The organism is Salinivibrio sp. HTSP (assembly GCF_003390965.1).
Classification (GTDB): domain Bacteria; phylum Pseudomonadota; class Gammaproteobacteria; order Enterobacterales; family Vibrionaceae; genus Salinivibrio; species Salinivibrio kushneri.
This window is the reverse complement of the sequence record NZ_PXUD01000022.1, coordinates 1-9,934: the sequence shown is the minus strand read 5'-3', so window position 1 is coordinate 9,934 and position 9,934 is coordinate 1. Positions and strand designations below refer to the sequence as shown.

At 50.6% G+C, this 9,934-nt stretch carries 9 protein-coding genes and 3 CRISPR repeat arrays; all 9 genes read right to left on the bottom strand.

Features of this window, described 5'->3' with window-relative positions:
* Positions 1 to 7: 7 nt before the first annotated feature.
* Positions 8 to 480: a CRISPR direct-repeat array (repeat unit 38 nt; unit sequence GTCTTAATCCCTTTCGTCAGGGCGTGGTCCGTGAGGAC).
* Between the two features lie 103 nt (positions 481 to 583).
* Positions 584 to 880: a CRISPR-associated endonuclease Cas2 gene (gene cas2 / locus C7A19_RS04530; RefSeq protein WP_077608934.1), complete on the bottom strand. Its 297-nt coding sequence runs from the start codon at positions 878 to 880 to the stop codon at positions 584 to 586.
* Between the two features lie 3 nt (positions 881 to 883).
* Complete coding sequence (cas1, locus tag C7A19_RS04525) at positions 884 to 1,750, bottom strand: CRISPR-associated endonuclease Cas1 (protein WP_162300245.1); 867 nt, start codon at positions 1,748 to 1,750, stop codon at positions 884 to 886.
* A gap of 92 nt (positions 1,751 to 1,842) precedes the next feature.
* The gene (gene csx16, locus C7A19_RS04520; RefSeq protein ID WP_116644305.1) at positions 1,843 to 2,133 is read right to left on the bottom strand and encodes a CRISPR-associated protein Csx16; all 291 of its coding nucleotides are present in this window, start codon (positions 2,131 to 2,133) and stop codon (positions 1,843 to 1,845) included.
* A gap of 32 nt (positions 2,134 to 2,165) precedes the next feature.
* Positions 2,166 to 3,416, bottom strand: coding sequence for a DUF1887 family CARF protein (locus C7A19_RS04515; RefSeq protein ID WP_116644304.1), 1,251 nt, complete (start codon positions 3,414 to 3,416; stop codon positions 2,166 to 2,168).
* A 207-nt stretch (positions 3,417 to 3,623) separates the two neighbouring features.
* Positions 3,624 to 4,670: direct repeats of the CRISPR family, unit length 38 nt; unit sequence GTCTTAATCCCTTTAGTCAGGGCATGGTCCATGAGGAC.
* A 147-nt stretch (positions 4,671 to 4,817) separates the two neighbouring features.
* Positions 4,818 to 5,318, bottom strand: a complete 501-nt coding sequence (locus C7A19_RS04510) for a lecithin retinol acyltransferase family protein (protein WP_116644303.1) — start codon at positions 5,316 to 5,318, stop codon at positions 4,818 to 4,820.
* Positions 5,319 to 5,344: 26 nt separating this feature from the next.
* Positions 5,345 to 6,037, bottom strand: a complete 693-nt coding sequence (locus C7A19_RS04505) for a GTPase (protein WP_116644302.1) — start codon at positions 6,035 to 6,037, stop codon at positions 5,345 to 5,347.
* 82 nt (positions 6,038 to 6,119) lie between these two features.
* Positions 6,120 to 7,079 carry a GTPase gene (locus C7A19_RS04500; RefSeq protein WP_201264067.1) on the bottom strand — a complete coding sequence of 320 codons (960 nt, stop codon included), beginning with the start codon at positions 7,077 to 7,079 and terminating at the stop codon, positions 6,120 to 6,122.
* Between the two features lie 123 nt (positions 7,080 to 7,202).
* On the bottom strand, positions 7,203 to 7,709 hold the full coding sequence (locus C7A19_RS04495) for a hypothetical protein (RefSeq protein WP_116644301.1): 507 nt from the start codon (positions 7,707 to 7,709) through the stop codon (positions 7,203 to 7,205).
* Between the two features lie 182 nt (positions 7,710 to 7,891).
* A CRISPR array of direct repeats spans positions 7,892 to 8,656; the repeat unit is 38 nt; unit sequence GTCTTAATCCCTTTAGTCAGGGCGTGGTCCGTGAGGAC.
* 315 nt (positions 8,657 to 8,971) lie between these two features.
* Positions 8,972 to 9,493, bottom strand: a complete 522-nt coding sequence (locus C7A19_RS04490) for a GNAT family N-acetyltransferase (protein ID WP_116644300.1) — start codon at positions 9,491 to 9,493, stop codon at positions 8,972 to 8,974.
* Positions 9,494 to 9,934 lie beyond the last annotated feature (441 nt).

The window sequence follows — 9,934 nt, the reverse complement described above, 5'->3', positions numbered from 1 at the left end:
GCGAGATGTCTTAATCCCTTTCGTCAGGGCGTGGTCCGTGAGGACCAAGGTACACTTACGCGATCCGGACCCCGCTAAAGTCTTAATCCCTTTCGTCAGGGCGTGGTCCGTGAGGACCAAGAATGGCAAGGAGTGGAAAGAGGTGCCTAACGTCTTAATCCCTTTCGTCAGGGCGTGGTCCGTGAGGACCCCCACCGTAATAGTTTACTGCTTCAACACGCCGGTCTTAATCCCTTTCGTCAGGGCGTGGTCCGTGAGGACGGATTTCCCTATATCGTATTGCGCCAACACCAAAAGTCTTAATCCCTTTCGTCAGGGCGTGGTCCGTGAGGACGTCTAAACGCAACAGCTCAGACTTCAAACACTTAAGTCTTAATCCCTTTCGTCAGGGCGTGGTCCGTGAGGACCTGATTGAAGAAACGGGTTTGGGTAAAGACGTCGGGTCTTAATCCCTTTCGTCAGGGCGTGGTCCGTGAGGACTATTTCTATTTATAACTGATTGTTTTTACCTTTGCAAGTCGCAAAATAAACAGGCGTTTTAAACAGTGGATAACTTTTAAAATCAAGCAATTCCCATGCCGTGTTATTGAACGAACCGAGTTAAGCGGGGATCATCATGGGCAATCACCAGGTCAGTGGGCGGCATCAGATGAAAGCTGCCCGCGGTGGGATTAAACGGAATACACAATAGCTTATCTTCATCACTGTCAAGCAAGTCAATAAGCTCCTGACAAGCCTGTGCTTTTTCCGCTTTATTGAGCGCAAACACAAACACGGACTTTTGTAACGGCCAACCGTTCTGGCTGCAATATTGATAAATACGCCGTAGCCGCTTGGGGTGGCTCACATCGTAGCTGATTAGCCATAGGGGTTTATCCATAAATTACGCCCTCTCCATAGCATAACGACAAAGACGCGCCAACCGACGTAATGCTGGACGCCGCTTTTTTTGCCACGCAAACCACTTGGGGTAAAATTGTTGTTGCCCTTCTCGCGTTAACCGACAACCCGCCGCCGTGGATGAAAAATGCGCGTGCGTGAAGGTACCCGCCAGCCACTGGGTGATCACCCATAATTCGAGTTCCGCACGTGTGAGCTCTTTCACATCTAGCACCAAACTGGCGCGGCGATAGCCAGTTGCATGATGCAAACCGATGGCTAAGTCAAACCCCTCGGCCAGTAACGCCGGCGCTAACGCCTGATCTTCTAGCGTGGCAGTCAGCGATAATAAAGCATTAATCGGATCGTTGGGCGGCTGTCGCTCTCGGCCTTTAAAGCCGTCATGATAAAACGCCACTGCCCATTGGCGCCAATATTGATGGCTTAGCTGTGCCTCTTGCAACATGGGGTGGCCTTGGGTGTGAGTCAAGGCAGGCAGCTGGACACAGCCCAGCTTGGCTAACACACGATTTTGCCCCGCTCGCCGCGCATCAAGCAGGGCACGGACCAGCTTAGCGCGCTTGGCTGGCTCGCAGACGGCTTGATATTGGCGAATACGCACATTATTGGGCGCAGCGTGGGGGTTAAACAGGCTCACACAGTGTTTACGGCCAATCACCACCAGCTCTTTGCCTGCGCCTGCTAACGCAAGTTGTAAGTCAGTACTTAGCGTGATCCCTGCGCCTAACACCACCCGCTCGATGGCATTAAGCGGCAACAAGCGAGGCGGCGCACTGTTATGCTGTATATGTAGCACCTGGTTGTTAATGTGGACATGATAGTCGGGCGAATCCAGTACGACTGTGGTCATAAGCCAAGCTCCATCGTTGAACATGGCCCCAGTGTACTCAGCGCATTTACCCATGATCTGTGTTCACCAATTGGTGAACGCCTGGTGTTGCCCTACTCAACCGCCTTAACGTGATACGCTTGCAAGTAGGCGCCCATGCTCTCCAGTTGCGTGGCGGTCAGTTCTTGCCCGCGTTGTGACCAGGTGACCGGCACAGTTAAATGCCAGTAGCGGCCGCCACGGGCCGCGACGGCAGCAACCAGTGGGATCGGTAACGTACCGATCACCGTGTCCCCAGCTTGAATCGTCTCTACGTCCAAATGAGGGAGCCACGCATCCACCTGCACATTTTGTCTTGCACACCACTCTACAGCGCCTTGATGGCGTGTCACCAAATAGATCATGCCGCACTGACTCCTACCCGCATCCCTCTATGCTAGCGCATGTTTTGTTGGCACTTAGCCAGCGCGGCCTCGATGGCTTTGATCGTGACCGGCTCGCAAAGCGCAATATTGACGTCGTTAGCACGGTTGCGCATTGCATCAGGACAAGCATAAACACTCACTAATAAGCTTTGCCCATATACCCCCCCCAACTTACGGCTCAGGTTATCCAGTTTTTGGGTCACATCTTGGCTGTTGGCAAATTTAGATTGCCAATTGACTGCCTTACATTCGATGGTTAACAGCTGATTATTGTGGCGCACTAACACATCAAATTCGTTGTTTTTACCTTTACTCGCGGTGTTTTCAGTTAGAAAGTTTGCGCGATCATGGCGATCGCCCCATACACCTTCCACATTCATCATCACTTCTTCAAACCCAGCGCCTTTGGCAACTAGATAGGTTAATTCCTCTAGCCACATTCCAGCTAAATAGCGGCATGCCTCATAGCTGGTAAAGGTGATCTCCTGTTCTCCCTCGCTCCATTCAATTAAACCTTCATCCGCCAATCGTTGATAGAGCTTGGCCCATGTATTGAACGGCGCGTGGGAAAGGATTTGGGTCGCCGTATTCGGGTAATCTTTGGCTGCCTCACTCGCGTGAAAGTGTAGCTGGCCGAGCATCTGGGGGTTTTTCTCCTTACTATAGTGCTTGGCTAAAAACCGGCTCAAGGCTTCACGCGCCACCACCTCGTCATCGTTGCTGGCATCAATGGCGCCGGTCATCATAAAGCCATTGGCTTCAAGCAACTGATCCAAGCTGAGCACCGACTGATAAGGCAAGGGAGGCAACTGCAGCCCGTCTTCGTCGTTTAAGATCGGAATCGCTTTGTTTTGGCTATCGGTATAAATGATTAACGCCCAATTGGGATCTTGCCCTGGCTCCGCGTGCGCTTTGGCCATGATGTTGTATTGGTTAAACGCGTTGGTAAAGGTGAGTGACATGGGTTTGGTGCCGCCGGTGGCATTCAATATCCAGCGCATATCCGCAAACTCGGTGCTGAGACGATCGATCACCTCGCGCGCTTGTTGTTTCAGCGCCGCCACATCATGACTACTCCGGCCTTCAAAGAGTGTCACTTCAATATCGCGATCACGATACATATCGGCTAACGCCTCGGCGCGCGCTTTGAGCGTGTGATCGCCAAGCACCAGGATCACATGCGTGCAGGCGTTGTCGCCCAGTGCGGGAATAAGATTCGGGAGCAGTTGGTTCGAGACCAGATTGATATGGACGTGTTGCATGGCATCTCCTTATGGGGCTGGGGTAATGGGTCGCTAAACGCTGCCCAGTATCGCGGGCAAGTGATGAGGATAATCTTATCGATTATTCGACGCCAGCGCACGGATCACCAATTGGTGATGGCAGAAAAATCAAGCACAAGGAGGTTCGCTGTCGGCAGGGCGTGAAATCAAGATCCTAGGGCCTAGGGTTCTAGGACCTAGGCACTCCTATCAATCCCTTTCGTCAGGGCGTGGTCCGTGAGGACAGTATCTAAACGAGACCTTTTTCAGGGATTGCAGGTCTTAATCCCTTTAGTCAGGGCGTGGTCCGTGAGGACCTTGGGAAGTTCGTAAGAAGAAAAAGCAAATTCGGTCTTAATCCCTTTAGTCAGGGCATGGTCCGTGAGGACTAATGAAATCGAGAAAATTGTGGTCGTTGACGCGTCTTAATCCCTTTAGTCAGGGCGTGGTCCGTGAGGACGATAATCCATTGTCTGTCCAAGCGAAAATGAATAGTCTTAATCCCTTTAGTCAGGGCATGGTCCATGAGGACAGCGGTGAAAGCGAATCAGCATTAGGGGATCTAGGTCTTAATCCCTTTAGTCAGGGCATGGTCCATGAGGACCAAAGCGAGGCGGCAAGTTGAAATATAGCAGCGAGTCTTAATCCCTTTAGTCAGGGCATGGTCCATGAGGACCTTATGGAATGATAGATGTTAGCAAGTCTAACAAAGTCTTAATCCCTTTAGTCAGGGCATGGTCCATGAGGACATTCATTTCATTCACTAATTCCACTAGAGGAAGGAGTCTTAATCCCTTTAGTCAGGGCATGGTCCATGAGGACAAAAAACCACTCAAGGCTTTGTGCGTGCTGGCGTGTCTTAATCCCTTTAGTCAGGGCATGGTCCATGAGGACCCATGGTCACTTAGTAGCGGTTAACGATGACTTAGTCTTAATCCCTTTAGTCAGGGCATGGTCCATGAGGACCTATTGGAGATACTGTGTGAGAATCCAAAATTCAGTCTTAATCCCTTTAGTCAGGGCATGGTCCATGAGGACGATACCCAGTTGGATGATGATGATGAATTAGAACGTCTTAATCCCTTTAGTCAGGGCATGGTCCATGAGGACTCAAACGCGATGTTCCAAATACCGCAGATGTCTGGTCTTAATCCCTTTAGTCAGGGCATGGTCCATGAGGACACCTACTTTACCAAACGTTTCTACCGAGAAAAACGTCTTAATCCCTTTAGTCAGGGCATGGTCCATGAGGACTATTTCAATTTATAACTGATTGTTTTTAATTTTGCAAGTTGCAAAATAAACAAGCGTTTTAAACACGCTTAATTTTAACAAAATACGCAAATGACGTGCCATTTTTTATTCCCGCGCGTAAGCGGCTGAGCGGCTTATTGATTTATTTTAATCTTCCCAATCCCACACGCGCCAAGTATTGGCGTGCAAATGCGCCTTGGCGGTGTCTTTTAGCATCCAGGTAAAACTGTCACTGTTTGCACGGTTATCCGACAAACACCATGACGAAAATTGATGACAGTTGTCAAACAGCACATTGTAGTCTTGACGCTTGCCTATCTCCTGCATCGCCCGCGCGGCGGCCGCCGGTGAGCCGACGGCTTGCTTATCGCGGCATGAAACATAAATACTGATCGCCGGGTTAAAGCCACCCAGGCGTTGTAGAAAACGCGCCGGCGACACGGCTTCGACTCGACCGTCGCCATTTAAATGGACAATCTGGTCATTCCCCACATAAATCCCTGAATGCTCAAACGCGAGCGCCAAATCGCAATAGACAAGGCTACCGGGCACGGGTTGTACTTTGTCACGTAAAACATTATCAACAAAGCTTTCCGCCAACCCAGAGGTTAACCCGAAAGCCACACCGGTTCCTGCATAGGTTTTCATCTGCTTTTCTCCTCACTTAATACCGATTACGCCGATTGTGATTGCACACGACGTCGATGCCTTGGCAGGTGGGCGAGCACGTGCGCCATGACCGCCTCAAGGTTGTAGTGATATTCTGCGCTATAACACACAGGCCGTGCGATTGAGAGCCCCGTTGACTCGGCAATCCGCGCTTGTACGGATGCCGCTTTTTGGCTTAAAAAGTCAGCCAAGGTGTGATCGGGCGAGTGAGTTATCCTATCCCAGTGTCGCCCTTTCATCGCCATATCGGCTTGGTTGATCATCACCGCCACCCGCTCTGGGGCAATATACGGCAAGACCGCGGTTTCCAGCAGTGTGACACTGGTACCCAGGTCTCGGATCCCGCCTTCTAAGATCACCACCACCATATCAATGAAGCCATACTCGCCGCCGCCTTGCGTGCTGGTACAGGTTTCTTCAAGGCTACGTTGAATCGCCAAACGATGCCGTTGATCGGCGGCTTTGCCATCCCCCAGCCCGGCAGAATCATGAAAACGCAGGCTGTCTGACATGGCATAGCCACTGATTTGCTGGGTATGCGGATCAACGCCACTGCCAACGTCTGCCACCGGGGCCTTTGCCAGTGCATTAATGGTGCTGCTTTTGCCACTGCCGGTGGCCCCAACCAGTAACACATCAAGCGGGAATAGCAGACCGCGTTGGCGCATCGCCGTATCGAGCTGGGTGAAATAAGACATCGCTTCTCCTATTATCTAGCCTGTAAAGGGTGTCACTACTGTCGCTGTGAGTTAAGGCGGCATGTGCCGCCTCTGGGCCACCTCAACTGAATAGCCCAACAAAGAACCCAACCGCTGCTCCAGCGGCCGCGCCCAGCATTTTTCCTGGGGCACCAAAGTAGCTACCCAACTCTGCGCCTTTTTCCGCGCCCTCGGTGACTGACTCCCACAACGACTTGCGCACGGACTCGCGATAGTCTTCATCGCTATCGTTGTGCTTACGCATCGCTTTGTCACGATTAATGTCGCGCATTAACGCCACACGTTTGCTTGCTTTCACGTGGCGCAAGATATAGGCGAACAACTTTCCCATGTTATAGGGGGGTTGTTGCTCGTCGCCCTCTTTGTAGCCTGCGGCGTAATGCACCACCTCGACATCCTCACCGGTGGCCTCATTAATCCGGCGCTTTGTTGATTGGATCTTGTCACGCAAGAATGCCTCCAACGGTGGCTGTGGCTGATTGTTAACCGGATCCCAATGCCGCCCTTTCATGGCCATATCGGCTTGGTTAATCCCCACCAGTAAGCGGTCGGTATGCTCGCCCAGTGCGGGAATAATCACCTCGTTAATCAACTCAAACGAGGTGCCAAGATCACGGCTGCTACCATCTAACACCACTAGCACTAGGTCGATCAGTAATTCACCGTTTTCATCGCACTCTTCGAGCTTATTGATGATATTACGCGCATGCCGAATATCGCTCTCGCGGCCATCCCCTAACCCTGGGCTATCGAACAAAACCAGGTTGTTGAACTGATACTGCTCGATGGCCATGGTCTCCGGATCGGGGCTTTGTCCGACTTTGGCCTTATCGGCGGCAAACAGCGCATTAATGGTGGATGACTTACCACATCCTGTTGCGCCCGTGACTAAAATATTCACCGGCCGATTGCCAAGCTCGCCAAACATGCAAAACCAACTGTGCTCTCGCGGGTGGTTTGCGCCTGTCATGCTCTGCTCGCTACCTTGCATCTGCGCCTGGGTGTGTTGATTCCGCGTCATAAGCGTTCTCCTGTTATCGGGTTGCTGTGATAAACAACGCGCCTTGCTGGCTGCGTTGTGGCAATGACTCAATGCTATCTCACTGGGATAAGGGCCGCGGCCCTCGACCAATTGGTGAAAGTCTTAGCGCCGCGCCGGTGTACCCACGATGATCTTGGCTTTGGGGATCCCAGCAATGTCACGCACATAGTGGTAACTGTCGGCCTCATCAACCCGCACGGGTTTGTTCAGCAACTCGCTGACTAAACTGGCGTGGATCAGGTATTGGTGGCCATGACAGTGCAGCATCACAAAGTGTTCGGCGCGTTCAGAAAGCTCCATCCAACTATTGGGGAGGGCGCCACAAATGAGTCGTTTTAGCGCGGCACGCGCGGCCGATTTAGCACGACGACACGCGGCCATTGCCACTAATTTCCAGCCACGTTTGGCTTTAAATAAAATCGCGGCGATCACCCGCTTGCCACGCACAACCAATTGCCAGCGCTGGGTTTGTGCCAGCATGTGCGGCTTATTGGTGTAATGCAGACCACCTTTCACATGGGCATAACTGGCCACCAACAACGCCCAGACTTGATCGGCATAGTCTTGCATTTGGCTGGCGGTGGTGACGGTGATGGTTTGTGTCTGCATGGCTCGCCCCTGTGCTGTAAAACCATGCTTAGGTTACAGAGTGCGATGCAAAATAGGCGGGATGACCAATTGGTGAACAAGTGTTGCGTATGGGAAGCGATGAAGCGGGGGGACGTGATGATGAAGCGGGATGCTTTTGTCAGGGGGTGAAATCAAGGGCCTAGGAGTCTAGGACCTAGGCACTACCTATCCCTTTCGTCAGGGCATGGTCCGTGAGGACGTAAGCTGGAAGAGATGCGAGACTACTGCTATCGGTCTTAATCCCTTTAGTCAGGGCGTGGTCCGTGAGGACAAAGATGCCTTGATGCTGGTGAGCGACCGCATCGGTCTTAATCCCTTTAGTCAGGGCGTGGTCCGTGAGGACGAAAATGGATTACCCGTGACGACCGATCCGATACGGTCTTAATCCCTTTAGTCAGGGCGTGGTCCGTGAGGACAATGTGGCCCTTGTGGTAAATTATCACGATTATAAGTCTTAATCCCTTTAGTCAGGGCGTGGTCCGTGAGGACTGACGCGTTTGCGTTAATCAGCTTGGACTCTTAAGTCTTAATCCCTTTAGTCAGGGCGTGGTCCGTGAGGACATGACACTTCGTTCACTGAAAACCACGACGCTTCAGTCTTAATCCCTTTAGTCAGGGCGTGGTCCGTGAGGACCATGTCGTCTAGTGCATTTTCGTCGTACAGGTTTTTGTCTTAATCCCTTTAGTCAGGGCGTGGTCCGTGAGGACCATGTAGAAAACATTATGTTTCCTGATACTTTTGAGGTCTTAATCCCTTTAGTCAGGGCGTGGTCCGTGAGGACGTAACCTTTGTTAAGTAACGTTTGTCTAACGCTAGTCTTAATCCCTTTAGTCAGGGCGTGGTCCGTGAGGACGTTGATCTAACTTTGGATGTCACTGTCACTGAACGTCTTAATCCCTTTAGTCAGGGCGTGGTCCGTGAGGACTATTTCAATTTATAACTGATTGTTTTTAATTTTGCAAGTTGCAAAATAAACAGGCGTTTTAAACACCCTTAATTTCAGAAAATTATGCAATCTGTATGCCCTTTTTCATCTATCCTCCGTAAGCACATGAATTACCTATTATCTTATTTTAATTCCCCCCTCCCTACACACTAGCCCCTTATGAGTCGTTTGCAGTGATGCAATAGCAAGGGCGTTTAGTCGCCGATATCATCACGCGCCTGCAGATAGCTGCAGGCGCTCAGCTAAAGCCGTCTCACCCCTCTTACACGCCATAAACCACGTCTACCGAGGGTATTAATACATATACCCAAGCCAATCCATATGCCCTGCTGGCCATGATTTGTCTTTCATCGGTTTTACATACAATTCATCGACATACTCGACCGCTACGCCATAGTTGGTATGTTCATGAATGCGTAGCCAAGAGGCATGTGACTCGACAAGCTGAAAGCCATTAGCCACATAAAAATCGTGCAGCTCAGAGATGAGAATAATGAAATCAACATCTTTGTCTTTGGCATAGTCAGTCAGTTGCGCCAGCATACCCGAGCCAATCCCTTTTCTTTGCCAAGCGCTGTCGATGCAAAAATCACTCACCCCTAATACTTTGTATACGTCGCCACCGACATTCACTGCCCTATAATCCAACCCCATATAACCAATCAGTTGATTACCTTGGTACTGCAATGCCCGCATGTGGAGAAGCTGCTTATAGTAAGAACGGGAAACTTGGTGGTCAGGAAATGCCTTGTTTCTAAGCGCTTGAATAGCCTCATGCTGCGCGTTCGACACTTCGATTTCTGGGAGAATTTCCATATTTAAGCTATTGATAATAAATCCATTTATTCAATTATTAACCAGTTCGCCATACTAATAGGGTTCCAATCATCTTGTCTTATCGGTGACGGGCAAATGTGTTTTAGTTCACACAATAAAAATGGCGGCTTCTACGTAAAGTAAAAGCCGCCATTACTTTACAACCTTGATTAGCGCTCGATGATAACCAGATCGATTACGCCCTTGGGTCCGGGATGGTTTTAAAGGTAGCGTCGAAAACCTTGTTGTCACCCTCAGAGAGGTTTAACTGATAACTAAGTGATTTTTCATAAAACTCTATAGCTTGGGTTCGTTCTCCTGTGATCAATAGTGAATGACTTAAGACCGCATTCGTGAATGCTTGAATCCAATTCGCGCCTCAGGGCGAGCGCATGAGTGCGTATGCCAGCGAAAACCACCTGGTGCTTGGGCAGCTCAAGA

Bases quoted from the DNA above. Each gene is read 5' to 3' on its own strand.
- cas2 (WP_077608934.1), bottom strand. From the start codon at position 880: ATGGATAAACCCCTATGGCTAATCAGCTACGATGTGAGCCACCCCAAG.
- cas1 (WP_162300245.1), bottom strand. From the start codon at position 1,750: ATGACCACAGTCGTACTGGATTCGCCCGACTATCATGTCCACATTAAC.
- csx16 (WP_116644305.1), bottom strand. From the start codon at position 2,133: ATGATCTATTTGGTGACACGCCATCAAGGCGCTGTAGAGTGGTGTGCA.
- C7A19_RS04515 (WP_116644304.1), bottom strand. From the start codon at position 3,416: ATGCAACACGTCCATATCAATCTGGTCTCGAACCAACTGCTCCCGAAT.
- C7A19_RS04510 (WP_116644303.1), bottom strand. From the start codon at position 5,318: ATGAAAACCTATGCAGGAACCGGTGTGGCTTTCGGGTTAACCTCTGGG.
- C7A19_RS04505 (WP_116644302.1), bottom strand. From the start codon at position 6,037: ATGTCTTATTTCACCCAGCTCGATACGGCGATGCGCCAACGCGGTCTG.
- C7A19_RS04500 (WP_201264067.1), bottom strand. From the start codon at position 7,079: ATGACGCGGAATCAACACACCCAGGCGCAGATGCAAGGTAGCGAGCAG.
- C7A19_RS04495 (WP_116644301.1), bottom strand. From the start codon at position 7,709: ATGCAGACACAAACCATCACCGTCACCACCGCCAGCCAAATGCAAGAC.
- C7A19_RS04490 (WP_116644300.1), bottom strand. From the start codon at position 9,493: ATGGAAATTCTCCCAGAAATCGAAGTGTCGAACGCGCAGCATGAGGCT.